Origin of the sequence: Actinoplanes sp. TFC3, assembly GCF_001553785.1 — a bacterium.
Classification (GTDB): Bacteria; Actinomycetota; Actinomycetes; order Mycobacteriales; family Micromonosporaceae; genus Actinoplanes.
Window position 1 is genome coordinate 3,309,496 of the sequence record NZ_LOJP01000001.1, and the last position, 22,981, is coordinate 3,332,476.

Sequence of the window (22,981 nt, forward strand, 5' to 3'; positions counted from 1 at the left end):
CGGTCCTCCCGTGTCTCTCACCGGTGGGTGCGAGAGGGAGAGCCGGTGATCAAGCACCGAGATACACCCGGGCCGGGCCTTTCAGAAATGCTCGACCACCCGGAAGGTCTCCAGCTTGGGATCGGCGACGTCGCGCACCAGCATCCCGGCGGCCGGCCCGGAGCGCAGACAGCCGACAACGCCGACCGGCGAATCATCCGCCAGGCATTGCCATGGCGTCATTGTGGTGCCATAGTGGTGCCATGAACTTGACCACGTACATCGCCCACCTTCGGGAGGAGCTGGCGAATGCCGCCGAGCTGGGTGGCCCGGACGCCCGCGCCCTGGCCGAGCGCTTGACTGCCCCGATGGACTCGGCTTTCCGGCTCGCCATGCTGGATGCGTTGTCCGCAGCGGCTGACGAGATCACCCGCGACCTGGCCCCGGGCTCGGTGGAGCTGCGGTTGCGCGGCGGCGACCCCGGGTTCGTCGTCACCCCTCCCCCGGCCGAGACGCCGGAGCCGTACAAGGTGCCAGATGACGCCACCGTGGCACCATCGGCTCCCGAGCCGGACGACGGCGCCGTGTCGCGGATCAACTTCCGCCTGTCCGACCAGTTGAAGAGCCGCATCGAGGAAGCCGCCGGCCGCGAGGGCCTGTCGGTGAACGCCTGGCTCGTGCGCGCCGCCACCGCCGCGGTGCAGCAGAACCCCCGCCGGCAGACCCCCCGCACTCCCTTCACCGGCCAGCGCTTCACCGGCTGGGCCCGCTGATCTCCTCGTCCCGGAAAGGATCGCGCCATGCCTGCCTTCGACACCCTCGAACCCATCGACGTCACCCTTGAGCTCAACGTCGGCGACGTGCGCCTCACCGCCTCCGAGCGCACCGACACCGTCGTCGGCATCCGCCCGGCCAACCCCGCCTCCGACCGCGACGTGCAGTCCGCCGAGCAGACCCGCGTCGAGTTCGCCGACGGGCGCCTGACTGTGCGCACCCCCCGCCCCCGCGGGCTCGGCCTGCTCGGCAAGCCCGGCTCGGTCGACGTCGACATCGCCCTGCCCACCGGTTCGCGGCTGCGGCTCAACGCAGCGATCGGCACCGTGCACGCCACCGGCACGCTCGGCGACACCTTCATCAAGACCGCCACCGGGGCTGTGCAGCTGGAACACACCGGCGCAGTGGAGATCATCACGGCCAGCGGTGCCGTCACGCTCAGCCAGGCGGCCGGTGACGTGCGGATCAGCACCGCCGACGGGGTGACCGAGCTGAGCGAGGTGCAGGGCTCGGCCGTGGTCAAGAACTCCAACGGCGACAGCCGCATCGGCCGGGTCGCGGGCAACCTGAAGATCAGCAACGCCAACGGCAACATCGTCGTGCACTCGGCCGGCGCTGACGTGCACGCCACCACGGCCAACGGCAGCATCCGCCTCGACCAGGTCAGCAACGGCTCGGTCAACGTGCAGACCGCCGCGGGCTCGCTGCACGTGGGCGTCACCCCCGGCACCGCGGCGTACCTCGACCTGAACACCACGTTCGGCAAGGTGCGCAGCGAACTGTCGGCCACCGACGGCCCCGAGCACGGCGAAGGCAGCGTCGAGATCAAGGCACGGACCGCGTTCGGCAACATCGACATAGTGCGGGCAGCGGCATGATCGCGGTGCGGGGGCTGCTGAAATCGTACGGGGGAAGGGTCGTGCTGGACGGCATCGACCTGGACGTGCCCGCGGGTTCGATCTTCGCCCTGCTCGGCCCCAACGGCGCAGGCAAGACCACAACAGTCAACATCCTGACCACACTGGTACGTCCCGACGCCGGCCATCTTCGCGTCGCCGGGGCGGACCCGGTCACCGATCCCGACGCGGTGCGCCGCGCCATCGGCGTCACCGGCCAGTTCGCCGCCGTCGACGGCCTGCTCACCGGCACCGAGAACCTGATCCTGATGGCCGACCTGCACCACCTGGGCCGCCGCGAGGGCCGGCGCCGCGCCACCGAGCTGATCGCCCAGTTCGACCTCACCGACGCCGCGAACCGCCCGGCCGCCACCTACTCCGGCGGCATGCGGCGGCGCCTGGACATCGCGATGGGCCTGGTCGCCACGCCGCGCATCGTGTTCCTCGACGAACCCACCACCGGGCTGGACCCGCGCGCCCGGCGGGCCGTCTGGGACACCGTGCGCGCGCTGGCCGCCGCCGGCGTCACCATTCTGCTCACCACGCAGTACCTGGAGGAGGCCGACCAGCTCGCCGATCGCATCGCGGTGCTGCACGCCGGCCGGATCGTCGCCTCCGGCACCCCCGCCGAGCTCAAGCGTCTCGTCCCCGGCGGCCACGTCACGCTCACGTTCCTCGACACCGCCGACGTCACCACCGCCGCCCGCGCCCTGGACCTGGGGGCCCCTGGCGACGGCCTGACGCTGGATGTTCCCAGCGACGGCAGCGTCCACTCGCTGCGCACATTGCTGGCCACGCTCGACTCCACCGGCGTGCAGATCGACGGGCTGAGCGTGCACACCCCCGACCTGGACGACGTCTTTCTCGCCCTCACCGCCAAGGAACCGGTGCCATGACCTCGCTCGCGTACGCCGTCCGCGATTCGAACACCATGCTGCGCCGCAACCTGCGGCACCTGCTGCGCTACCCGTCGCTGACGCTCATGCTGGCCGCCCTGCCGATCATCTTCATGCTGCTGTTCGTGTTCGTCTTCGGCGCCACGCTGGGCGCCGGGCTGGGCGGCACCCGCGCTGACTACCTGGACTTCGTGGTGCCGGGCATCCTGATGCTGACCATCGGCTCGGGCGCCACCGGCGTCGCGCTGTCGGTGGCCACCGACATGACCGAGGGCATCGTGGCCCGCTTCCGGACCATGGCCATCGCCCGCGTCTCGATCCTGACCGGCCATGTGCTGGGCAGCATCATCCAGACCTTCATCGGGCTGGCCCTGGTGCTCGCCGTGGCCCTGGCGATCGGCTACCGCCCGACAGCCAACCCGCTGGCCTGGCTCGGCTTCGTCGCCCTGGCCGCCGTGGTGACCTTCGCCTTCACCTGGCTGGGCGTGGCCCTGGGCATGGTGGCCAAAACCGTCGAGGAAGCCAGCAACACCCCCATGCCGCTGACCTTCCTGCCGTTCCTGGGCAGCGGGTTCGTGCCCACCGGCACCATGCCGGCCGGGCTGCGCCAGTTCGCTGACTACCAGCCGTTCACGCCGTTCATGGAAGCGATGCGGGCCGCGCTGCACGGCTCGGCACCGGCCACCCACGACCTGCTGTGGTCGCTGGCGTGGTGCACGGTGATCGCGCTCGGCGGCTACCTGTGGGCCCGGCGCAGCTACAACAAGCTCTGAGCCCTCACATCCGGGCGCGCAGGACGTCGAACTCGCAGCCCGGCGAGTCGGGGTCGAAGCCGTGCTCGATCAGCCAGCGCGCGGCGAGCAGGCTGCGCGCCGACCACCACGCGCGGATCACCTCGACATCGACGTCGGTGCCGTAGCCGGCGAGCACGTCGTCGAGGTGCTCCTCGTGGCCCAGCGTCAGGGTGGCGAGGTCGTGCAGCGGATCACCCCGGCTCGCCTCGGACCAGTCGATCACGCCGGTGACCTCGTCCCCGACCACGAAGACGTGGGTGATCTGCAGGTCGCCGTGCGCGAAGACCGGGGGGTACGGCCGGAACACCGCCCGGGCGATCTCGCGGTTGCGTTTGACCAGCTCAGCGGGAAGGGCACCGGAGCTGATGAGCCACTCGCATTCGCGTTTCAGGTCCGCGGCGATGCCGTCGACGTCCGGGCCGGGCCACGGCGGCAGCGGCGCTTCGTGCAGCGTGCGGATGGCGGCACCGGTGGCCGTCCACGCCGCTGGGGACGCGGGTGACGGCTCCCCCAGGCGCCCGAGCGCTGTGCCGGTGGCCACGCCGATCGCAAGGACCGGCGGTTTGCGCCACAACACCGGCGGAGTCGGGATCGGCGCCAGGGCCATCGCCTGGACCTCGACGCCGGTGCGGGTGGGATGGGCGTCAACCTTGAGGAAGACGTCGCCGACGCGCAGAGTGGCCCGCTCGGAGTGGGCGACGATGACCTCGACCTGATCGGCAACCGGTTGCACCAGGTCCACTATCGGGCACGCCGGGCCGGGGCGGAAGCGAGTTATGGCCGGACGGTGAGCACCGAGCCGGGGACAGTTCCTGTTCCACAAGGCCGCGCTGCTGCTGGTCGAGGATGTCGAGCGGGCACTGGCGGCGGCCGGGATGCGTACCCGCAATATCTTCGTTCTGGCCTCGCACGCCGGCGGCCCGCGGCTGTCGCAGCAGGATCTCAGCCGGTTGCTCAACCTGGACCCGGCCACGGTGGCCCCCGTGCTCGACGAGATGCAGCAACCAGCACGTCGGACGCCGCCGCCACCCGGCCGACCGGCGGCGCTACGACCCCGGCCCCGGGCCGAAGCCGCGATCAGCTGAGGTCACACTGCCCGTGCTCGTTGGCGCCTGTGGCAACAACGCTGCCGTCCGCCCGTACCCCCAGGGTATGGGCGGATCCGGCCGCCACCGCAACGATCCCCCGCCAGGCCCCCACCTCGCACTGACCCGCGTCATTGCCGCCCGCAGCCACCACCCGCCCGTCGGCGGTGACCCCAACGGTGTGACAACTCCCGGCGGCCACGGCCACGATGTCCCGCCAGCCGCCAACCTCCCCACCATCTCCGGTCGCCAGCACCCGCCCACTTCCGGTAAGCCCAACCGTGTGCAGGTGACCCGCAGCAACCGCCCGGACATCACGCCATGTGTCCACAGCGCACTGCCCACGACGCCCGTTACCCACAGCAACAACGGTCCCGTCCGCCCGGACTCCTGCCGAATGCCAATCCCCGCAAGCCAGCGACACGATGTCCCGCCAATCGCCGACCTCGCACGCGCCCTCGGAGCGCCGGCCCGCCGCCAGCACCGTGCCGTCACTGGCGAGGCCCAGGGTTCGGCGCCACCCGGCTGCCACCGCCGTCATGCCGCGCCAGCCCCCGACGTCGCACTGCCCGTCACCGTTCCAGCCGGTGGCCAGCACGGTGCCGTCGGCGCGGAGGGCGACGCTGTGGGAGCGCCCGGTGTTGGAGGCGGTGTGAACGTTGCCGGCCGCTATGGCTGTTACGCCGGTCCACTCGGCTACGCGGCACTCGCCGGAGGTGTTCGAGCCTGCTGCGGCTACTGTGCCATCGGATCGCAGGCCCAGGGAATGGCGGCGGGCTGCGGCTACGACTCTCACGGGGTGATTCTGCCTTTGCGGTCCGGCCGCTTCACCGCTCGGGGCCGCTTTGCCGCTCGGGGCTGGTTTGCCGCTCGGGGCTGGTTTGCCGCTCGGGGCTGGTTTGCCGCTCGGGGCTGTTCTGCCAGTTGGGGCCACGAGCGAGGCGGACGGGGCCGGTCGCGGTGGCCACATCGACGTCGTTGCCGCCCTGCCGGACGACGATGATCCCCTTGCGCGCCAACTCCGCGGCCACGTCGCGCGCCGGGTCCATGAGTTCCCGCCAGTCCTTGCCGCCGGCCACCCGGGCTGCGTCGCTCGGGCAGATGGTCGACTCGGGACGCCGGTTTCGCAACAGGGCGCGCATCGTGGCGGCCAGGCGTACCTGCCGGCCTTCGAGGGTCGGTTCCCACCAGGGTTCGCCGCTCTCGCCCAGCGCTGTCTCGGCATCCTCGACTCGCGGACGGGCCGCGTCCGGGTCGGTGGCGGCTAGCTGGCGGGCTGCGGTCAGCTCTTTTGCCAGTTCGCGGCGCAGGGGGTCGGGGACGGCCGGGTCGGGGGCTCGCTTCCGGGACCCGGATCCGAGCAGGTAGCGGCCGTCTGCCGTTGGTGCGCCGTCCTCGCCGCTGTCCATGCTGCCATTGTCCCCGAGGTGGCTCTTGGCCGGGCTGAGGTGGCAGAGGGACCTCGCGAAACGAGGTCATGACGGACGCTGCCCCGGGCAGGGGGCGCGGGGTAGCTGCGCACGCAGCGGAACAAGAGCCCGAACGGCGACTCCACCAGCCGGTGCAGGGCGGCGGCTGGGGCAGACCGTGTCGAGGCCCTGGCCGGCGGGGTCGTTGAGGCTCCAGTCCTCCTAGCGTTCGCCGGGGAGGATGGGGCACGTGTCGCCGCGGCTAGCTGGCGCAGCCAACCGGCGGCCATCCGGGAGCGGCCGGCGTTCTGGACGCAAGCGAACAGGACGCTGGGTGTGCTGGTCATGCGGGTGTCTGCCGGGGGGTCATCGCGGACGCGTCGAGCAGCTGCGACAGCGCGGAGAGAGCAGCCGGGACAACGCGGTAGTAGACCCAGGACGCCCGGCGCTCGCCGGTGATCAGGCCGGCGTCGCGCAGCACTTTGAGGTGGTGCGAAATGGTCGGCGCGGTCTGGGTGAAAGCGTCGAGCAGATCGCAGACACACACCTCCTGCCCGGCGCGGGCGGCGATCAGCGACAGCAGGCGCAGCCGTACCGGGTCGCTGAGGGCTTTGAAGCTCTGCGCCAGGACACCAGCGTCGGACTCGCTCACCGGCTCGGTGACCATCGGCGTGTTGCAGCAGCCTTCGGCCGGGAGTACACGCAGACCTGGATTCGACACTCGTTGAGTTTGACGGATGTCGAATCCGATGGCAAGCTGCGAATTAGATGATGGTCGAATCGGCTGGAGGTCAGGTATGTCTCGTGTTCAGCTCGCGCTGCGGGTGGCCGACCTGGAGGCGTCGGTGGCGTTCTATGCGAAGGTGTTCGGCGTCGAGCCGGCCAAGCGCCGGCCGGGGTACGCGAACTTCGCGATCGAGGAGCCGCCACTGAAGCTGGTTCTGCTGGAGGGTGAGCCGGGCCGGCCGACGGTGATGGACCACCTCGGGGTCGAGGTCGACACCGGTGAGGCAGTCGAAGCGGCGACCGCCCGGCTGACCGAAGCAGGCCTGATCACCCTGACGGAGGGCGGCACCGAGTGCTGCTACGCGTTGCAGGACAAGGTGTGGGTGCACGGCCCCGGCGACGAGTCCTGGGAGGTCTACGTCGTCAAGGGCGATTCGAACGTCGGCGACAAGCAGCCGCCGAACTGCTGCGATCAGACGTGAGCGCGCTGCGAGACGTCAAAGCCACATTGTGTCTCCCGAACCCCGCCGTGCACCTCACCGCAACGATCGGCCCGTCCGCCGGCTTGCGCGGGCCCTCGTGCACGACGTCCAGATCGACGCGCTCGGGGGCGCGCATGTTGTTCGCCGAGCTGACCACCGAGCCCGTGGTGGTGGCCAGCGCCTTGGTGATGCCGGCGACACCGGGGCCGGCGGCAACGACGGCGGGAACGAGGATCGCAAGCACGCGACGTTTTTCCCAGGGTATCTCCGGACAAGCGGGGGAACCGGAAAGCTCGCTAATTGTTCAGCACCTTGATCTAAGGCTCCCGCCGGAGTCCATCGATGCATCTGCTTCTCTTGTTCACACTATACTCTCAGCGTATACGCCTGGGTTATAGTTGATCGCATGACGACCCTGACCCGACGGCACCTGCTCGCCGCGACCCTGGCGGCGGGAACCAGCATTGCGTTGAGCGGCAAGGCTTTCGCCGCCCCCGGCACCCCGCGGCTGACCCTGCCCCGGCCGACCGGGGCGCACCCGGTGGGCACCGCTGCGTTCACCCTTACCCGCGACGACCGGCTGCTCCCGGCCCACATCTGGTACCCCGCCCGCGACACTGCCCGCCATCCCCGATCCCTATGGATGCTGCCGGAGGTGCTGACGGTCCTGCTCGCCGACGCGGGCTTCCCGGCCGACGCGGTACTTCCGGCGTACACCTCGGGACATCGCAACGCTCCCGTACGCCGCGGGGCCCACCCGGTGATCTTCTACTCGCATGGTGCGCACAGCCACCGCGCCGACACCACGATCATGGTTCAGGAGCTGGCCAGCCACGGCTATGTGGTGATCACCGTAGACCACACCGGCGACGCCTACACCGAGCTGCCCGGCGGGCGCGTGCTGAGCCCCAGCCCGGAGTCGCTGGGATCGCTGGACTTCGCCGACGACCTGTCCCATGTCATCGACACCGTGCTGAGCCGCTCCGGGGTGCTGCCGGCCGGGCTGGGCCATGCCCTCGACACCCGGCGCGTCGGCGTGGCCGGCTGGTCCAAGGGCGGGACGGCGGCCGCGTGGGCGATGAGCCGTGACCCGCGGGTGCGAGCCGGGCTCAGCCTGGACGCGCCGATGATCCCGGTGATCACGGCGCCGCTGCAGCGCCCGTTCCTGATGCTGACGGCCGAGAACCCCCGCGACGTCGTGCCTGAGTTCTGGGAGCAGTTGCGGGGCTGGCGGCGCGAGGTTCATGCCGAAGGGGCGGTGCACACGTCGTACATGGACTATCAGTGGTTCTATCCGCAGTTGGCGCCCGTGGTGGGGCTGAGCGAAAAGGATCTTGCCGAGCTGATCGGCGCGCTGGACCCGGGGCTTGCGGTGCGCATCCAGCAGGCGTTTCCCGTGGCGTTCTTCGACCTGCACCTGCGGCACCGGCGAGGGCATCTGCTCGACGGGCCAAGTCCGGCCTTCCCCAAGGTTGCCGTCACCGGCTGAATCCCGGCTTCCGGGGGCCTCGCGTCCCCGGAAACCCCGTCATCGTAAGCCCAGCGCCACCACGCCCACCTGCCCGGCCGGCCGGTGCGGCGCGGCTGCGGCAACCAGCCGCCCAGCGTACGGGCCGGCCTCGTAGACACTGTCTACGGCAATCTGGTAGACAGTGTCCATGTCCGAGGATCTACGTGCCCGCCTGGTGACCGCCGGGGTGGCCCTGGTGGCCGAGGGCACCGGTGAGCTGTCGCTGCGCGAGATCGCCCGGCGCGCCGAGGTGTCGCACGGGGCACCCCGGCGCTACTTCCCCACCCACCGCGAGCTGCTGGCCGCCGTGGCCCGGGTCGGCTACGACAACTTGACCGCCCGGGTCGCGGCGCTGCCCGAACACGGCGACCCCGGCCGGGACCTGCTCGACCTCGCGCGGCTGTATGTCGAGTTCGCCAGCAGCAACCGGGGCATGTTCGAGCTGATGTTCCGCCACGAACTGCTGCGCGGCAACAAGGAAGGGCTCCGCGATGCGAGCAAGCCACTTTTCGGCGTACTCATGAAAAGACTGGGGGTTGATCGCCCGGACGCGGCGGTCGTGGCGGGGGCACTGTGGGCCAACCTGCACGGCATTGCCCAGTTGTGGCTCTGGAACAGCTTGCAGATGGCCACCGACCACGAGGACCTGGACGCGATGCTGCGCACGGCCGTCGCCGCCTACACCACGCCAGCGCCGTGCTGATCCCCAGCCTGGTACGCGCCGCGCTGATCCCGGCCGCGCACCTCTCGTTCCGGCCCACCGTCGAAGGCCTCGCCTACGTTCCCGAGTCCGGTCCGGTGATCCTGGCCGCCAACCACATCTCGGCGCTCGACAGCTTCCTGATCCCGCTGGTCAGCCCGCGCCCGGTGCACTTTCTGGCCAAGGCCGAATACTTCACCGGTAACCCGCTGCTGCGCACCGCGATCACCGGCCTCGGCGCGATCCCGGTCCCCCGCGGCGGGCACCGCGCTGCGCAGGCAGCCCTGGAAACCTCGCTGGCCGTGCTCAAGGACGGGCGCGCGTTCGGCATCCACCCCGAGGGCACCCGCTCACGCGACGGCCGGCTCTACCGTGGACGCACCGGCGTGGCCTGGCTGGCCATCGCGTCCGGCGCCCCCGTCGTCCCGGTGGCCCTGATCGGCACGGACAAGGTCCACCCGATCGGCACGGTGCTGCCACGCCCGGGCAAGGTGACGGTCCGCTTCGGCGCGCCGATGCTCTTCCCGCAGCCCTCGGGCAGCATGTCCAAGGCCCGCCGCGAAGCCACCGACGAGATCATGGACGCCATCGCCGCCCTGTCCGGCCAGCCCCGCGCGCCCGGCTACAACGACCTGCCCGCCGGCTGACCCTCATGACCCCGGCGGCGACCTCGGTTCTCGCAAGCCGGTGCTGCGCCTCCCCGACGCCGCGTTCCCGCTCGTGCGGCTGTCTGGCCTGCGAGGAATGAATGATGGGCACCCTGGGGTGTGCGGCGCCGTTGCGGGACCTAAGCTGCGCCGGGCTGCGCTGAGCCGAATCTAGACGCGTTCTTAACGCCTGCGGGCGGCCGGGGACGCTCCCGCGATGCCACGATCGACCGGTGGTGATGAGCGAGTGGCTGCTGCAGGGGCTCAACGAGCAGAGCATGCAGCATCAGGGCCCGCACGGTGACGGCGGGGAACGACCCCACTCGTGGTGGAAGGTCATGTGCCTGACCGGCGTCGACTACTTCTCGACGCTCGGATATCAGCCGGGCATCGCCGCCCTGGCCGCCGGAGTGCTCTCCCCCATCGCCACGCTGGTGCTGGTGCTGGTCACCCTGCTGGGCGCGCTGCCGGTCTACCGCCGGGTGGCCGCCGACAGCCCGCACGGCGAAGGCTCGATCGCGATGCTGGTCAAGCTGCTGTCGTTCTGGAAGGGCAAGCTGTTCGTCCTGGTCCTGCTGGGCTTCGCCGCCACCGACTTCATCATCACGATCACGCTGTCGGCGGCGGACGCGACAGCGCACATCGACGAGAACCCGTTCTGGCCGGAGTCGCTGCGCGGCCACGAGATCATCGTGACGCTGGTGCTGGTGTCGTTGCTCGGGGCGGTGTTCCTCAAGGGCTTCACCGAGGCGATCGGTATCGCGGTCGGCCTGGTCGGGGTGTATCTGGTTCTCAACGTGGTGGTCGTGGGCGACGGTCTGATCCGGGTGCTCACCCACCCCGCAGTGGTCAGCGACTGGACCACCGCACTGACCGCCGAGCATGGCAACCCGGCAATGATGGTCGCGATCGCGCTGCTGGTGTTCCCCAAGCTGGCGCTGGGATTGTCGGGCTTCGAGACCGGCGTTGCGGTCATGCCGCACGTCAAAGGCAACCTCCAGGGCCGGATCAGCGGTACGAAGAAACTGCTCACCACCGCCGCCGTCATCATGAGCTGCTTCCTGATCACCAGCAGCGTGGTCACCACCGTGCTCATCCCCCAGGACGAGTTCCGGCCGGGCGGCGAGGCCAACGGGCGGGCGCTGGCCTTCTTGGCGCACGAGCACTTGGGCAGCGTCTTCGGCACGGTGTACGACCTGTCGACCATCGCCATCCTGTGGTTCGCCGGCGCGTCGGCGATGGCCGGGCTGCTCAACCTGGTGCCGAGGTACCTGCCGAAGTTCGGGATGGCGCCGTCATGGGCCCGCGCGGTCCGCCCCATGGTGCTGGTGTTCACGCTGACCGCGTTCGCGATCACGGTGCTGTTCAAGGCCGACGTCGACGCGCAGGGCGGTGCCTACGCCACCGGGGTGCTCGTGCTGATCACCTCGGCGGCCACCGCGGTGACGCTGTCGGCCCACCGGCGAGCCCAGCGGGGACGGACCTGGGCGTTCGGCGTGGTCGCGGTGGTGTTCGCCTACACCACGGTGGCCAACGTGGTGGAACGCCCGGACGGCGTGAAGATCGCTGCGTGTTTCATCGCCGGCATCCTGGTGATCTCGTTGCTGTCGCGGCTGTACCGAGCCTTCGAGCTGCGTGTGACCAGCATCGAAAAGGACGACCTGGCAGCGCAGTTCCTGCAGGAATGTGGACGCCGCCGCATCCGCCTGATCGCCAACGAACCGGACCGCCGCGACGCCCACGAGTACAGCGACAAAATCGCCCAGATCATCGCCGACAACGACTTGGTCGATGACCGGGACCTGATCTTTGTTGAGGTGACGGTGACCGATGCCTCGGACTTCGAAACCGAGTTGAAGCTCAAGGGAGAGCTACTGCACCACCGCTACCGGGTGCTGACCATGGAAAGCTCCTCGGTATCCAGCGCCATCGCAGCCCTGCTCCTGCACCTCAGAGACGAAACAGGCCGCCGCCCGCACATCTACTTCGAATGGACCGAGGGAAACCCGGTGGCGAACTTCGTGCGCTACCTCATCTTCGGGCAGGGCGAGGTGGCGCCGGTGACCCGGGAGATGATCCGGCAGGCCGAGCCGGTGCGAAGCCGGCGGCCTCATGTGCATGTCGGGTGAGAGCGCTACTGCTGTGCTGACCGGCGGGTCGCTGGCCGGCCGGGCGCTCCGCGAGCGGTGAGGCGGCCGGCGGAGGACAATCGGGCGATGAGGGATCACGACATCGTCATCTATGGCGCCACCGGGTTTGCGGGTGCGCTGGTCGCCGAGCACCTGGCTCACCATGCCCCGGCCGGTACCCGGGTGGCGCTGGCCGGGCGCAACCCCGACCGGCTCGCTGCTACCCGGGCGAAGCTGGGCGCCGCCGCGCCTGCCGCCGCCGGGTGGCCGATCGTGATCGCCGAGGCCGGTGACACTGCCGCCCTGTCCCGGCTCGCCGCTTCCACCAAGGTCGTGATCAGCACTGCTGGACCTTTCGTCAAATATGGGCAGGCGCTTGTGCACGCCTGCGCCGAGGCGGGCACTCACTACGCCGACCTGACCGGTGAAGTGCTGTTCGTCCGGCGCAGCATCGATGAGAACCATGCACTCGCCGCGAAAACCGGGGCTCGCATTGTCCACTCCTGCGGCTTCGACTCGATCCCTTCCGATATCGGGGTCCACTTGTTGCACGCTGCGGCCCGCGAGGCCGGAGCCGGTGACCTGACCGACACCACGCTCGTGGTGACCAGCTTGAGGGGCGGTTTCAGCGGCGGCACCATCGATTCGATGCGCAACCAGCTCGACGAGGTGCGCGCCGACCAAGCCGCCCGCCGGATCGCTGCGAGCCCCTACTCGCTGACCCCGGACCTCGCCGCCGAACCCGACCTCGGGCGGCAACCCGACCTGGTGACCCTGGACGCCAAGGACGTCAACCCCCGCCTGCGTGGCACGCTCGCCCCGTTCGTCATGGCGTCGTACAACACCCGCGTGGTCCGCCGCAGCAACGCCTTGCTCGGCTACGCCTACGGCCGCACGCTGCGCTACCGCGAGACCATGAGCACCGGCACCAGCCCCTTTTCCCCCTTGCTCGCCACCGCCCTGAAACTCGGCACCGGCGCCATGTTCGCCGGACTTTCCTTCCCGCCCACCCGCGCCCTGCTCGACCGGGTCCTGCCCAAGCGTGCGGGAGAAGCGAGGGCAGCCGTCCGCTACCGCTGCCTCCCCCACGCGGTCGGCTGCCCTCGCTTCTCCCGCACCGTCGGCCACCACTTCCCCTGCACCGTCGGCCACCCGGGAGTCGACTCCGGCCACCCCCAAGGCCTCGAAGCCGTCGAAGGGCACGACGAGCTCGGATCTCAAGGAGCTGGAGAACCTCGGCATCACCCTGGACGAGGGTGTGCTGATCGACGTCGCCGACGACGGGCAGGACCGCTACCTGCAGGTCACCAGGAGCGGTGTCGACTTCACCGGCACCTCGAAGGGTGACTCGACCATGATGTCTTTGAAATCTGCGCCCGTACGGCAGAAGAATCGGGTCTTGATCGTGCCGTCGTTCTACCACGAGGATCTTGGCCCGGGTAGTTGTGTCGCCGCCACCGCCCGCGGCCCGCTGAAGCTGGAGACCTGTGATCCCGCCCGCCCCGCGCAGATCTGGACCGTCGTCCCGGCCGGTGATTCCGGGCTGTTCGAGCTGCGCGGCAGTCACGGCGTGATCAGCGTCGGCAACGGCCGGATCACCACCGGCGGTGGGCGCAGCGGCCTGCAGACGATCCCCTTCGACAGCTGAACCTCGATACTCATGCGCGATGCCGCCGACTTCGACACCTTCTACGCGACGTCCTGCCGTCGCGTGCTGGCGCACGTCACCATGATGGTCGGCAGCCCCGCCGAGGCCGAGGACTCGGTGGCCGAGGCCTACCTGCGCGCTTGGAACCGCTGGTCGAAGATCGCCACCTATGAGAACCCGGAGGCCTGGGTACGTCAGGTGGCCTACCGGCACGCGGTGAGCTCATGGCGCAAGGCCGTCAACCGGCTGACCGCGCACCGCCGCGCGCATCCCGGGCATGCCGTCGACGCGCTGGGCCCGGATCACGTCGCTATCGTCGCGGCGCTGCGCAAGCTGCCGGTCGACCAGCGCCGCGTCATCGTGCTGCACCACATCGCCGGGCGCAGCGTCGCCGAGATCCAGCAGGAGACCGGCATCCCGGCCGGTACCGTCACCACGTGGCTGGCCCGCGGCCGCCGGGCGATGGCGGCCCAGCTGAGCGACCGCGACACCTTCGAGACGGGCCGGGAGCACCACGATGCCTGACGAGATGCCCGCCGAGGATCACCTGGACCGGGGCCTGGAGGCGTACGCCGGGCTGTTGCAGCGCTCGGCCACCCCGCCGCCTGCCGCCGAGATCCGCCGCCGCGCCGCGCACCGCCGCCGCAACCGCGCGGCCGGGCTGGCGTTCGCCGCCGTGCTCGTCGCGGCGCTGGGACTCGGCACGGCGTTCCATCGCAGCCCCAACCCTCAGCCGCGTCCGGCCGGACCGCTCCCGGTCTCCTCGTCGCCGGAGCCCACATCGTTCCCGTCGTACCGCCCCGGCACCGCCTTGTCGGACGTGTCGCAACTAGGTGAGCTGGGCATCGACATCGAGAAGGACGTCATCATCGACGTGGCCGACGACGGGCAGGACCGCTGGCTGCAGACCGGCGCGGGTGACGTGGCCGACTTCACCGGCACCGCAAAGGACGACTCCACCCGGATGCAGCTGCGCCGCGCCGCAACGCGGGTCCCGAACCTGGTGACGATCAACCCCTCGGCCCGGCCCGGGTGGTGCGTGACCGACACCGAGGGCACCGTCCTCGCGCTGCAACAATGCGTCAGCGGCACCGAAGCCCAGCTCTGGGAGGTGGTTGCGGCCGGTGACTCGGGTCAGTTCAACCTCAGGGGCCAGTACGGCATCCTCACCATCGACCAGCGCCTCGTCCCGGAGGACCAGGGCGGCGCTTGGACCGGTCTGCAGACGATCCCGTTCGACCGCTGAGGCTCAGACCTGCGCCACCGCGGCGACCACGGCCATGCCCGCCGGGTCGCCGTTGCCGCCGCCGGGCCACTCGTGCACCCACACCAGCCCGGGTTCGACGATCTCGGCGTCGCCGAAGAAGCGCAGGATCTGCTCGCGCGTACGCCCACGCGCCGCCGACACGTCGGTGCGCCGGTACAGCGCGGTGATCTCCTGCTCCTTCGCGTCCGCCGGGGTGTCCAGCACGCCGTGCGAGATCACCACGTAGGACCCGGGCGGCAGCGCCGAGCGAAGCGCGTCGACCGCCTGGTAGGCGTCGTCCTCGGGCACGAAGTGCAACATCGCGACCAGCAGCAGCCCGATCGGCTCGTTGACGTCGATCAGCCGGCGCACGCTGGGGTGTTCGAGCACCGCCTCGGGAAAGCGCATGTCGGCCTGGATCGCCGCGGCCCACGGGTTGTCCTTGAGGATGTCGTTGCTGTGCGCCACCGCCACCGGGTCGATGTCGACGTAGATCACCCGGGCGTCGGGGATGCGGCGCTGAGCGATCTCGTGCACGTTGCCGACCGTCGGGATGCCGCTGCCGACGTCGAGGAACTGCCGCACCCCGCGGTCGAGCATGTATTGCACGGCGCGGTGCAGGAACGCCCGGTTGGCCCGGGCCATGTCACCGGCCAGCGGGATCGCGGCGAGCAGGTTCTGCGCGGCCTCGCGGTCGGCGGCGAAGTTGTGGTTGCCGCCGAGCAGGGCGTCGTAGATGCGCGCGCTGCTGGGCCTGCTGCTGAAGTCGGAGTCGCCGCTCGCCATGCCGAGAAAGCCTACTCCACTGTGGATGTTGTCGCTCACGAGGCCGCCAGCAGCGGGCCGGTGCGGCGCAGCAGGGCCGGCACCTGGTGCGGGGTGGCCGGGGCGCCGTAGCGCAGGCCCTGAGCCCCGTCGCACCCGGTGCCGAACAGCGCCGCGGCGCGCAGGTCGTCGTCCACGCCGTGCACGGTGAGGGTGAGCCCGAGGGCGTGCGCGGTGCGGGCCATGCCGCTGAGCAGGCTGCGGTCGGCGTCGGTGCCCTCGGGTGTGGTGTGCAGCAGCGCGGCGGGGGTGCGGAGGCCGTGCACGGGCAGTTCGCGCAGGTAGGCCAGGGAGGAGAAGCCGGTGCCGAAGTCGTCGAGCACAAGGCGGACGCCCAGTTCGGCCACCGCGGTCAGCACGGTGAGGCTGTGTTCGCCCGCGGGCACCGCGTCGAGCCCGGACAGGTACAGGTGCAGCCGGGCGGGCGGCAGGCCGGTGACGGTCAGCGCCTCGTGGATCAGCTCGACCGCGTCGGGGTAGCCGATCTGGTACAGCGGGATGTCCACGCCGACGAACGGTCCGGCGCCGCTGCCGTCCCACTGCACAGCCTGCCGGCCGGCCTGCTGCACGAGCGTGGCGGCGAGCCGGGTGGTGGTCTCGCGGTCCCCGGTGAGCTGGCCGATCTTGGCCAGGTCGAGCGTGCCGAGGTGCGGGTGGCGCCAGAGCATGCGGGCGTGCAGGCCGGCGACGCGCCCGGTCTTCAGACCCACGATCGGCTGGTACGTCGCAGGCCCGGTGACCAGCCCGGTGACGCTGGCCCCGCCGCCCGCCGCGCCACCGGGCCGCGAGTCGTACACCGCCCACCCGCTGGTGCCGGCGCGGGCCTGACGCAACGCGATCTCGGCGTCGACCAGCACCCGGGCCGGGTCGAGAGCCCCGGACGCCACGTCCACCGCACCCACGTGGGCGGCCAGCGGTGCGCTCAGGCTGGTCCCGGGCAGCGAAGCCGGTTCGGCGAGCACGTGGCTGACCCGCTCGGCGAGGTCGGCGAGGTGCACCAGCCCGCCGCTGTCCTGCACGAGCAGCGTGAACGAGTGGCTGCCGTGGCGCGCCGGGAGGTAATCCGGGTGCGCGGCGACCGCGCGCAGGCGGCGGGCCACCTCGGTGAGCACGTGGTCGCCGGCTTCCGCGCCGAACTGCTCGCACACCGCCGGGTAGCCGCCGATGTCGACCAGGCACAACCCGGTGTGCCGGCGTGCGTCGGTGGTGTTGGCCGCCTGCCGCAGCCGCTGCACCAGCCGGGCCTTGGTGGCCAGCCCGGTGACCGGGTCGTAGAACGCCAGCCGGCGGTAGCGGGCCTCGCTGTTCTGCAGGGCGACCTGGAAGTCGCGGGCGGCGCGCTGGGTGGCCCGGTGCAGCGATTCCTGCTGGGCGAGCGTGCGGGCCTGCAGCGCCGCGGCGAACCCGGCGGCGAAGGCCGCGGCCACCTCACGGGCGGGCGGGGTCAGCACGTCGCCGTCGCCGAGGTGGTCCAGCACCACGCCCATGGTCGCGCTCAGCGCCTCCGGCCGGGCTACGCCGAGCGCCACGACGTCGAGGCCGATCCGGTACGCCGCATCGGCGTCGGGAGGCGCGGCGGCTGCGGCGTCGCGCAGGCAGTGGGCGTACACGTCGAGGGTGCGGGTGGCGACCGGCTCGGCCAAGGGCAGGTAGACGCCCGCCGCGGTCGCCGCCGCCAGCCACCGCGCCCCGGCCGAAGCGCCCTGCCCCACCGGCGCGGGACGGGAGGCGAGCGGGACCGGCGCCGGCAGGTCCGCGGCGGTACGACGGGCGCTGAGCACGGTCCGGGCGGCCTGCTCGAGCGCCGCGTCGGTGTACTGCACGGCGGTCTGCAGCGCGGCGGCCACTATGCCGTCGGCCCGGCTGCGCGCCTCTTCGATCAGGTGGTCGGCGGTGTCGTCGGCGACCGGCGGGTACCCGCACTCGCCGAGGATCTGGTTGAGCGCGGCGATCATCATGGCGTGCGTCACCACGGCGTCGTCTGGTTCGGGCTCGCCCATCAGTCCTCCCCGGGGGTGGCAGGGCGCGGGGTGCGCTGCGTCGGGATGGCCCGCCACAGCGCCACGGCTTGCTTGCGGCCCAGCTTGAGAGCGGTGCGGACCGCCTCGGGGGTCTTGCCGACGTGGGCGGCGATCTCGGAGGGGGTCAGCCCCTGCGCGGACAGCTCGAGGGCTTCGCGGCGGGCCGGGGGGGGCTGCGCCAGCACCCCGGAGAACCATTCCTCCAGCTCGTAGGCCTCCAGCTCGGGGTCGTCGGCGCGGCCCTCGCTGAGCTCGGCAACGTCGGGCACCAGCACCTCGATGTCGCCGTGGGTGCTGGCCCGGCGCTGCTTGAGCCAGTGGGAGCGGGCAGCCGTTCGTACCCAGGCAACCGGATGCGTGAGGTCACGCCAGCGCCGCAGCGCCTCGCGGATGGCCTCGGACACCGCGTCCTGGGCTTCCCAGCGGTTGGCGCCCTCGCGCATCAGGTTGCGGACCAGGCCCTCCCAGTAGCGCCGGAAGAAGTCCTCGATCTCCGCGGCCGGTGGCGCAGCCGCGATGGGAGCAGCCGGGAGGGCACCCGCGCCGGAACCGCTGGGTGGATCCGACGTGATGGGGGGTGGTTCGGCACCCACGCCGTGCGCGTCGACCACCAATTGCCTCCGTCCGCCGTCGAACCTCCACCTAGTTAGGTCCCGGCAGGACCCCCGGCGTGACAGCCGAAACCAAGATTCTTTTCGGTCACTGCAAACGACGGGCAGGCGCGGCCTCGATCGAGACCTCCACGATGGGCGGCCTCGGCCAGGGAGAACACAGCGTCCGAGATGGACTGTACGGCGCCAGCAGTACCTCGACCGCCGGCACGCATATGCGTTTTCGGTCACGGCCCTCAGCGTCACGAAGCGGTCACGCTATCGGGAGTCCGACTCCGGGTACCCCGGTCGGGGCAGGCGGTGTCCCCACCGGGGCGGTGGGCCTGGCAAGATCGGCTGCTGACGATGAGGTTCGAGGAGGCGCCGGTGGCGGGCACGCTGTACGCGGTCAGCGATCTGCATGTCGCGTACGAGGAGAACCGGAAACTGCTCGGCGAACTGCACCCGCGCGACCCCGGGGACTGGCTGATCGTGGCCGGTGACGTCGCCGAGGTGTTCGGCCACGTCGAGACCACGCTGCGGCTGCTGCGCTCACGGTTCGCCGAGGTCATCTGGGCGCCGGGCAACCACGAGCTGTGGACGCACGCACGTGACACCAACCAGACCCGTGGGGTGCAACGCTACGAGCAGCTGGTCGAGATGTGCCGCCACCTGGGCGTGCGCACCCCCGAGGACGAATATCTGGTCTGGCGCGGCGAGGGCGGTCCGGCCGTCGTGGCACCGCTGTTCCTGCTGTACGACTACACGTTCCGCGCGCCCGGCACCTCCACGAAGGAGGAGTCACTGGCCTACGCCTACCGCACCGGGGTCGTCTGCACCGATGAGGAGCTGTTGCACCCCGACCCCTATCCGGATCGCGAATCCTGGTGCCGGGCCCGCGTCGCCGAGACCGGGAAACGCCTGGCCGCGATCGACCCGCAGCTGCCCACCGTGCTGGTCAGCCATTGGCCGCTGCACCGGCATCCCACCGAGGTGCTGTGGTACCCCGAGTTCGCCCAGTGGTGCGGCACCGAGCTGACCGCCGACTGGCATCAGCGTTTCCGGGCCGCCACCGCGGTCTACGGTCATCTGCACATCCCACGCACGACCTGGCAGGACGGTGTGCGCTTCCAGGAGGTGTCGCTGGGCTACCCGCGCGAGTGGGGCAAGCGCGGCGGTGCGCCGACGCTGCTGCGCAAGGTGCTCGAGGACCCCAGCTGGTGAAGATCTTCGGACTGGTGCTGGCCGCCCTGCTCAGCGTCATGGCCCTGGTCACCGGCATAGCCGGGCGTGACGACCCGCAGCTGCAGAGCCAGGGCCGCGACCTGACCGATGCCGTGGTCGTCGCGTACGAGGTCACCGGGGGCAAGGACACGGTGCTGCTGCGCGTGTCGGATCCGCAGCGTGAGGTGCAGTGCCGCGTCGAGCGCAGCGCGTTCGCCGGTGACTGGCCGCAGGCCGGCGAGGTGGTGCCGGTCATGTCCGCCGGAGCCGGCTCGTGCGATCTGCCCGTGCTGACCGGGCGGCTGCCGCGGACCCAGCTGCTGACGACCGGTTTGATCGGTACGGCTCTGCTCAGCGGGTACGCGGTGGTTCGCCTGCGCCGGGCTCGCTGTCGCCGCGCGCAGGACGCGACGCTGGTGCGGCACCTGGCTCAGGCCGGCGTTCGCTGGACCGGCACGCTCACCGCGTCCCGGTCACGGAAGGTCACCGGGTACGAGTAGGCAGTGGTGCCGAGTCACTGCCCGAAGTGGGTGACGCAGCGTCGCGGCATTGCCGAACCCGGCACGCAGCGCGATCGCGTCCACCCCCAGGTCGGTCTCCTCAAGCAGCCGCCGGGCGGTTCGTCAAGGCTTTCGAGCACGCCCGCCGGCCTGACCGCCGACAGCCGCGACAGCGCCGACTGGAAACCCACAACAGACGTAGTCCGCGCGCCTGCCCATCAATGACCGGATGCGGCGGGAGAGGCGCGCGGCCTTCACGGCCCTCCGGTCCCGGCGAGGAATGCCGCGGCCGACACCGGGCTTTCCGATGGCGCGGCCTCAGCTCGAGGCCGCGCCACCCACCAGCCTTACTTCTTGGCGGCCGCGCTGGGCTTGGCCGAAGCGCCCGCGTCGTCAGCACCAGCCTCGTCGCCCGCGCCCGCTTCACCAGCTCCAGCGTCACCGCCCGCGTCACCCGCGCCCGCCTCGTTACCCGCGCCGGCATCGTCACCGGCAGCAGCGCCCGCGGCAGCCTTGGCGTCGGCCAGCGTCAAGCAAGCGCTCAACAGACCCTCACGCCCAGCAGTCACCGCAGCCTCAAGGTCACCGGCGGCCGCACCCTCATCCGCGGCTCCGGCATTGCCCTTGCCACCGTTTGCGGCTCCGCCGCCGTTACCCTTGCCGCCCTTGTCAGCGGCTTGCATCTTCCTGGCGTACTTTTTCGCAATCGCACGCTTGGCTTTCTTCGTCAGTGCCTTGTGCTCGGCCGCCTTCGCGCCAGACTTTCCACCGGCAGCCTTATCGGAACCAGCGCCAGCCGCGTCATCAGCACCAGCGTCGTCACCAGCGCCAGCCGCGTCATCAGCGCCAGCCGCGTCATCAGCACCGGCGTCGTCCCCGGCCTGCTGGCCGGCTTCGGCGTCCGCAGCCGCCTGGTCCACCGCGAACTGGTCGCAAGCCGTTTCCAGCGCCACCGCCGAAGCCGCAGCCACCTCAGCAGCGCCCGCAACCTGCTCCGGCTGTAAATTCTCCCCGTCGCAGACAACGGCACCGGCGTTGATTTCCAGCTTTTCGCAGCCGGCGATGTCGAAGCTCTGACCGTCGACCACCACGATCTCGGCGGCCTTGGCCTGCTCCCCTGCGGAGGCCAGTTGCAGACCTGTCACCGCGCCCGCCACCAGCACCGCTGCAAACACCCCCGCGCTGATCGCCTTGCGGTTGATGGCAGTACCCCGTCGCTGGCGCGTTCTCATCACCACTCCTTGAGTTTCGGTAGCTAAGCCGGTGTTCGGGGGTCGGTACGAGCCGGGAGCAACGGCCGGTTCAGCTTCGATGGGGTTCAATTCCGGACGAATTAATTTGAAGAAATTGCGCGGGCCGGGGCGGTGTGGTGGGGCACAACAGGGTTAAGGAGCCCTTCCGGCGGTGACACAGGGGTCATGGCGACGACGAAGACCGTGTTCGTGCTGTTCGGCGCGACCGGGGACCTGGCCAAGCGGATGGTGCTGCCGGCGTTCTACACCTTGGCGATCGAGGGGCTGCTGCCCGAGCAGTGGGTGCTGGTCGGCAATGGCCGCGGCGATGTGGCGCACGAGGATTTCCGCCGGCACGTGCACCACGCGCTCGCCGAGTTCGGGCCGCACCCCGATCAGGGGCCGTGGAAGGAGTTCGAACAGCGCCTGCTGTTCGCCGGCGGTGGCTTCAACACCGACTCCCCCGGCAGCCTGCTCGACGTCATCGCCGACGCCCGCCAGGAACTCGGCGAGGACGCCCAGCTCGTGCACTACCTGGCCGTGCCGCCGTCAGCCTTCGTGGAACTGACGAAGGCGCTGGGCGAGCACGGCCTGGCCGCGGGCGCCCGGGTGGTGTTCGAGAAGCCGTTCGGCACCTCACCGGAGGGCTTCCGCGAGCTGGACCGCACGGTGCACAAGGTGCTCGACGAGTCGCAGGTCTACCGCATCGACCATTTCCTGGGTAAGGAGGCGACGCAGAACCTGCATGTGCTGCGCTTCGCCAACGAGCTGTTCGCCTCGATGTGGGACCGCAAGCACATCGAGAGCGTGCAGATCGACGTTCCCGAGGACCTGGGCATCGACGACCGGGCCGAGTTCTACGACGCCACCGGTGCGGTGCTGGACATGCTCGTGACGCACCTGTTCCAGGTGGCCGCCGAGGTGGCCATGGAACCACCGGCGACGCTGGATGCCGCCGGGCTGCAGAGCGCGCGGGAGAAGGTGATCCGCTCGTTCCGGCCGCTGGATCCGGGCGAGGTCGTGCTGGGGCAGTTCGAGGGCTACCGCGAGGTCGAGGGCATCAAGGCGCGGTCGCGCACCGACACGTACGTCGCCGCCAAGCTCTGGATCGACAACCCGCGCTGGCGGGGCGTGCCGTTCCTGCTGCGCACCGGCAAGCGGATGGCCGGCTCCGAGCAGTTGGTCAGCATCGTGCTCAAGACGCCGGAAGGCCCGTTCGCGCACCTGCCCGAGCAGGCCAATGTGCTGATGTTCTCGCTCAGCGGCAACGGTGAGATCAGCCTGACGATGCTGGTCAAGAAGCCCGGCGTTGCGCTGGACGTCGAGCCCGCGAGCACCGTTCTGCCGTTGTCGCAGTTGCCCGCCGCCGAGCCGCTCCCGCCGTACGTCCGCCTGATCCATGATGTTCTGCTGGGCGACCGCTCGCTGTTCACGCGTCCGGACGGCCTCGCCGCGGCCTGGAAGGCGGTCACTCCCCTGCTGGAGAACAAGCCCAGGCTGCAGCGGTACGACCAGGGCTCGTGGGGTCCGAAGGCGGCCCGCAAGCTCGCCGCTCCGCACGGCTGGATCTTGGGCGAATAGGCGCCGCGGGCACCGGAGTGATAGTCGGAAGATGGCAGCGGCGGGCTCATCCGGCCGATCTGCTGGAGGTGACCGTCCGGCGCGTGG

At 70.7% G+C, this 22,981-nt stretch carries 27 protein-coding genes; 17 read left to right on the forward strand and 10 right to left on the reverse strand.

Going from position 1 to position 22,981, the window contains the following annotated elements; genetic code table 11:
* Nucleotides 1–81 precede the first annotated feature (81 nt).
* Nucleotides 82–222, reverse strand: coding sequence for a hypothetical protein (locus TFC3_RS37990; protein ID WP_161952595.1), 141 nt, complete (start codon nucleotides 220–222; stop codon nucleotides 82–84).
* A 20-nt stretch (nucleotides 223–242) separates the two neighbouring features.
* Here TFC3_RS37990 and TFC3_RS14820 point away from each other — a divergent pair, with 20 nt between their 5' ends.
* Genes TFC3_RS14820 through TFC3_RS14835 form a run of 4 tightly spaced genes read left to right on the forward strand, consistent with a single transcriptional unit; the run spans nucleotide 243 to nucleotide 3,318 of the window.
* Nucleotides 243–752: a histidine kinase gene (locus TFC3_RS14820; protein ID WP_067500097.1), complete on the forward strand. Its 510-nt coding sequence runs from the start codon at nucleotides 243–245 to the stop codon at nucleotides 750–752.
* A 27-nt stretch (nucleotides 753–779) separates the two neighbouring features.
* Nucleotides 780–1,631 (forward strand): DUF4097 family beta strand repeat-containing protein, encoded by an 852-nt coding sequence (locus tag TFC3_RS14825; protein ID WP_067500099.1) that lies wholly within the window; start codon nucleotides 780–782, stop codon nucleotides 1,629–1,631.
* Nucleotides 1,628–2,545, forward strand: a complete 918-nt coding sequence (locus tag TFC3_RS14830; protein WP_067500101.1) for an ATP-binding cassette domain-containing protein — start codon at nucleotides 1,628–1,630, stop codon at nucleotides 2,543–2,545. Before TFC3_RS14825 ends, TFC3_RS14830 begins: the two co-directional genes overlap by 4 nt.
* Nucleotides 2,542–3,318, forward strand: a complete 777-nt coding sequence (locus TFC3_RS14835) for an ABC transporter permease (protein WP_067500103.1) — start codon at nucleotides 2,542–2,544, stop codon at nucleotides 3,316–3,318. The genes TFC3_RS14830 and TFC3_RS14835 overlap by 4 nt, the downstream gene beginning before the upstream one ends.
* A gap of 4 nt (nucleotides 3,319–3,322) precedes the next feature.
* Here the strand turns inward: TFC3_RS14835 and TFC3_RS14840 are convergent, their stop codons facing one another.
* On the reverse strand, nucleotides 3,323–4,072 hold the full coding sequence (locus TFC3_RS14840; protein ID WP_067506707.1) for a phosphotransferase family protein: 750 nt from the start codon (nucleotides 4,070–4,072) through the stop codon (nucleotides 3,323–3,325).
* Between the two features lie 142 nt (nucleotides 4,073–4,214).
* On the opposite strand from TFC3_RS14840, the gene TFC3_RS14845 reads away from it, so the two are divergent.
* Nucleotides 4,215–4,424: a hypothetical protein gene (locus tag TFC3_RS14845; RefSeq protein ID WP_201787162.1), complete on the forward strand. Its 210-nt coding sequence runs from the start codon at nucleotides 4,215–4,217 to the stop codon at nucleotides 4,422–4,424.
* Here TFC3_RS14845 and TFC3_RS14850 read toward each other — a convergent pair.
* The 3 genes from TFC3_RS14850 to TFC3_RS14860 all read right to left on the reverse strand — a co-directional run bounded on the left by TFC3_RS14850 (nucleotide 4,417) and on the right by TFC3_RS14860 (nucleotide 6,485).
* Complete coding sequence (locus tag TFC3_RS14850) at nucleotides 4,417–5,220, reverse strand: chromosome condensation regulator (protein ID WP_067500104.1); 804 nt, start codon at nucleotides 5,218–5,220, stop codon at nucleotides 4,417–4,419. The two genes, TFC3_RS14845 and TFC3_RS14850, sit on opposite strands and share 8 nt — an antisense overlap.
* A gap of 31 nt (nucleotides 5,221–5,251) precedes the next feature.
* Nucleotides 5,252–5,833: a DUF3253 domain-containing protein gene (locus TFC3_RS39315; RefSeq protein ID WP_067500105.1), complete on the reverse strand. Its 582-nt coding sequence runs from the start codon at nucleotides 5,831–5,833 to the stop codon at nucleotides 5,252–5,254.
* A 343-nt stretch (nucleotides 5,834–6,176) separates the two neighbouring features.
* Nucleotides 6,177–6,485 carry an ArsR/SmtB family transcription factor gene (locus TFC3_RS14860; RefSeq protein ID WP_369819625.1) on the reverse strand — a complete coding sequence of 103 codons (309 nt, stop codon included), beginning with the start codon at nucleotides 6,483–6,485 and terminating at the stop codon, nucleotides 6,177–6,179.
* A 145-nt stretch (nucleotides 6,486–6,630) separates the two neighbouring features.
* On the opposite strand from TFC3_RS14860, the gene TFC3_RS14865 reads away from it, so the two are divergent.
* Together TFC3_RS14865 and TFC3_RS14870 are read left to right on the forward strand one after the other, a co-directional pair.
* A complete protein-coding gene (locus TFC3_RS14865) occupies nucleotides 6,631–7,041 on the forward strand; it encodes an ArsI/CadI family heavy metal resistance metalloenzyme (RefSeq protein WP_067500107.1) in 411 nt (136 codons plus the stop codon).
* Between the two features lie 406 nt (nucleotides 7,042–7,447).
* On the forward strand, nucleotides 7,448–8,530 hold the full coding sequence (locus TFC3_RS14870; RefSeq protein ID WP_067500108.1) for a serine aminopeptidase domain-containing protein: 1,083 nt from the start codon (nucleotides 7,448–7,450) through the stop codon (nucleotides 8,528–8,530).
* 39 nt (nucleotides 8,531–8,569) lie between these two features.
* On the opposite strand, the gene TFC3_RS40005 is transcribed toward TFC3_RS14870, so the two are convergent.
* Nucleotides 8,570–8,701, reverse strand: coding sequence for a hypothetical protein (locus tag TFC3_RS40005; RefSeq protein WP_255363763.1), 132 nt, complete (start codon nucleotides 8,699–8,701; stop codon nucleotides 8,570–8,572).
* Between TFC3_RS40005 and TFC3_RS14875 the strand changes: the two genes are divergently transcribed.
* From TFC3_RS14875 to TFC3_RS14905, 7 genes are all read left to right on the forward strand, one after another.
* Nucleotides 8,700–9,254: a TetR/AcrR family transcriptional regulator gene (locus TFC3_RS14875; RefSeq protein ID WP_067500109.1), complete on the forward strand. Its 555-nt coding sequence runs from the start codon at nucleotides 8,700–8,702 to the stop codon at nucleotides 9,252–9,254. The two genes, TFC3_RS40005 and TFC3_RS14875, sit on opposite strands and share 2 nt — an antisense overlap.
* A complete protein-coding gene (locus tag TFC3_RS14880) occupies nucleotides 9,248–9,898 on the forward strand; it encodes a 1-acyl-sn-glycerol-3-phosphate acyltransferase (protein ID WP_201787163.1) in 651 nt (216 codons plus the stop codon). The genes TFC3_RS14875 and TFC3_RS14880 overlap by 7 nt, the downstream gene beginning before the upstream one ends.
* A 239-nt stretch (nucleotides 9,899–10,137) precedes the next feature.
* The gene (locus TFC3_RS14885; RefSeq protein ID WP_067506713.1) at nucleotides 10,138–12,027 is read left to right on the forward strand and encodes an APC family permease; all 1,890 of its coding nucleotides are present in this window, start codon (nucleotides 10,138–10,140) and stop codon (nucleotides 12,025–12,027) included.
* A gap of 87 nt (nucleotides 12,028–12,114) precedes the next feature.
* Nucleotides 12,115–13,374, forward strand: coding sequence for a trans-acting enoyl reductase family protein (locus tag TFC3_RS14890; RefSeq protein ID WP_082772062.1), 1,260 nt, complete (start codon nucleotides 12,115–12,117; stop codon nucleotides 13,372–13,374).
* Nucleotides 13,375–13,390: 16 nt separating this feature from the next.
* Nucleotides 13,391–13,675: a hypothetical protein gene (locus TFC3_RS14895; protein ID WP_153040234.1), complete on the forward strand. Its 285-nt coding sequence runs from the start codon at nucleotides 13,391–13,393 to the stop codon at nucleotides 13,673–13,675.
* 12 nt (nucleotides 13,676–13,687) lie between these two features.
* Nucleotides 13,688–14,200 carry an RNA polymerase sigma factor gene (locus TFC3_RS14900; RefSeq protein ID WP_067500111.1) on the forward strand — a complete coding sequence of 171 codons (513 nt, stop codon included), beginning with the start codon at nucleotides 13,688–13,690 and terminating at the stop codon, nucleotides 14,198–14,200.
* Nucleotides 14,193–14,921, forward strand: a complete 729-nt coding sequence (locus TFC3_RS14905) for a hypothetical protein (RefSeq protein ID WP_067500113.1) — start codon at nucleotides 14,193–14,195, stop codon at nucleotides 14,919–14,921. The genes TFC3_RS14900 and TFC3_RS14905 overlap by 8 nt, the downstream gene beginning before the upstream one ends.
* 3 nt (nucleotides 14,922–14,924) lie before the next feature.
* On the opposite strand, the gene TFC3_RS14910 is transcribed toward TFC3_RS14905, so the two are convergent.
* From TFC3_RS14910 to TFC3_RS37070, 3 genes are read right to left on the reverse strand one after another with little or no spacing between them, the layout of a single operon-like run.
* Complete coding sequence (locus TFC3_RS14910; protein WP_201787164.1) at nucleotides 14,925–15,746, reverse strand: SAM-dependent methyltransferase; 822 nt, start codon at nucleotides 15,744–15,746, stop codon at nucleotides 14,925–14,927.
* On the reverse strand, nucleotides 15,743–17,746 hold the full coding sequence (locus tag TFC3_RS14915; RefSeq protein ID WP_067500118.1) for a GGDEF domain-containing protein: 2,004 nt from the start codon (nucleotides 17,744–17,746) through the stop codon (nucleotides 15,743–15,745). Before TFC3_RS14915 ends, TFC3_RS14910 begins: the two co-directional genes overlap by 4 nt.
* Complete coding sequence (locus tag TFC3_RS37070; RefSeq protein ID WP_067500120.1) at nucleotides 17,746–18,378, reverse strand: sigma-70 family RNA polymerase sigma factor; 633 nt, start codon at nucleotides 18,376–18,378, stop codon at nucleotides 17,746–17,748. Before TFC3_RS37070 ends, TFC3_RS14915 begins: the two co-directional genes overlap by 1 nt.
* Nucleotides 18,379–18,717: 339 nt before the next feature.
* Between TFC3_RS37070 and TFC3_RS14925 the strand changes: the two genes are divergently transcribed.
* Together TFC3_RS14925 and TFC3_RS14930 are read left to right on the forward strand one after the other, a co-directional pair.
* Complete coding sequence (locus TFC3_RS14925) at nucleotides 18,718–19,581, forward strand: metallophosphoesterase (protein WP_369819676.1); 864 nt, start codon at nucleotides 18,718–18,720, stop codon at nucleotides 19,579–19,581.
* The gene (locus TFC3_RS14930; RefSeq protein WP_067500128.1) at nucleotides 19,578–20,081 is read left to right on the forward strand and encodes a hypothetical protein; all 504 of its coding nucleotides are present in this window, start codon (nucleotides 19,578–19,580) and stop codon (nucleotides 20,079–20,081) included. Before TFC3_RS14925 ends, TFC3_RS14930 begins: the two co-directional genes overlap by 4 nt.
* Nucleotides 20,082–20,428: 347 nt before the next feature.
* Here TFC3_RS14930 and TFC3_RS14935 read toward each other — a convergent pair whose 3' ends face one another.
* A complete protein-coding gene (locus TFC3_RS14935) occupies nucleotides 20,429–21,313 on the reverse strand; it encodes a hypothetical protein (protein WP_236718131.1) in 885 nt (294 codons plus the stop codon).
* Nucleotides 21,314–21,499: 186 nt separating this feature from the next.
* On the opposite strand from TFC3_RS14935, the gene zwf reads away from it, so the two are divergent.
* Complete coding sequence (gene zwf / locus TFC3_RS14940; protein WP_067500132.1) at nucleotides 21,500–22,894, forward strand: glucose-6-phosphate dehydrogenase; 1,395 nt, start codon at nucleotides 21,500–21,502, stop codon at nucleotides 22,892–22,894.
* Nucleotides 22,895–22,981: the final 87 nt, after the last annotated feature.

What these genes read in the sequence shown, in the direction of transcription:
- zwf (WP_067500132.1), top strand. Translation starts at nt 21,500, where the DNA reads ATGGCGACGACGAAGACCGTGTTCGTGCTGTTCGGCGCGACCGGGGAC.
- TFC3_RS14900 (WP_067500111.1), top strand. Translation starts at nt 13,688, where the DNA reads ATGCGCGATGCCGCCGACTTCGACACCTTCTACGCGACGTCCTGCCGT.
- TFC3_RS14835 (WP_067500103.1), top strand. Translation starts at nt 2,542, where the DNA reads ATGACCTCGCTCGCGTACGCCGTCCGCGATTCGAACACCATGCTGCGC.
- TFC3_RS14935 (WP_236718131.1), bottom strand. Translation starts at nt 21,313, where the DNA reads ATGAGAACGCGCCAGCGACGGGGTACTGCCATCAACCGCAAGGCGATC.
- TFC3_RS14865 (WP_067500107.1), top strand. Translation starts at nt 6,631, where the DNA reads ATGTCTCGTGTTCAGCTCGCGCTGCGGGTGGCCGACCTGGAGGCGTCG.
- TFC3_RS14905 (WP_067500113.1), top strand. Translation starts at nt 14,193, where the DNA reads ATGCCTGACGAGATGCCCGCCGAGGATCACCTGGACCGGGGCCTGGAG.
- TFC3_RS39315 (WP_067500105.1), bottom strand. Translation starts at nt 5,833, where the DNA reads ATGGACAGCGGCGAGGACGGCGCACCAACGGCAGACGGCCGCTACCTG.
- TFC3_RS14845 (WP_201787162.1), top strand. Translation starts at nt 4,215, where the DNA reads ATGCGTACCCGCAATATCTTCGTTCTGGCCTCGCACGCCGGCGGCCCG.
- TFC3_RS14820 (WP_067500097.1), top strand. Translation starts at nt 243, where the DNA reads ATGAACTTGACCACGTACATCGCCCACCTTCGGGAGGAGCTGGCGAAT.
- TFC3_RS14890 (WP_082772062.1), top strand. Translation starts at nt 12,115, where the DNA reads ATGAGGGATCACGACATCGTCATCTATGGCGCCACCGGGTTTGCGGGT.
- TFC3_RS40005 (WP_255363763.1), bottom strand. Translation starts at nt 8,701, where the DNA reads ATGGACACTGTCTACCAGATTGCCGTAGACAGTGTCTACGAGGCCGGC.
- TFC3_RS14885 (WP_067506713.1), top strand. Translation starts at nt 10,138, where the DNA reads ATGAGCGAGTGGCTGCTGCAGGGGCTCAACGAGCAGAGCATGCAGCAT.
- TFC3_RS14830 (WP_067500101.1), top strand. Translation starts at nt 1,628, where the DNA reads ATGATCGCGGTGCGGGGGCTGCTGAAATCGTACGGGGGAAGGGTCGTG.
- TFC3_RS14825 (WP_067500099.1), top strand. Translation starts at nt 780, where the DNA reads ATGCCTGCCTTCGACACCCTCGAACCCATCGACGTCACCCTTGAGCTC.
- TFC3_RS14870 (WP_067500108.1), top strand. Translation starts at nt 7,448, where the DNA reads ATGACGACCCTGACCCGACGGCACCTGCTCGCCGCGACCCTGGCGGCG.
- TFC3_RS14875 (WP_067500109.1), top strand. Translation starts at nt 8,700, where the DNA reads ATGTCCGAGGATCTACGTGCCCGCCTGGTGACCGCCGGGGTGGCCCTG.
- TFC3_RS14915 (WP_067500118.1), bottom strand. Translation starts at nt 17,746, where the DNA reads ATGGGCGAGCCCGAACCAGACGACGCCGTGGTGACGCACGCCATGATG.
- TFC3_RS37990 (WP_161952595.1), bottom strand. Translation starts at nt 222, where the DNA reads ATGACGCCATGGCAATGCCTGGCGGATGATTCGCCGGTCGGCGTTGTC.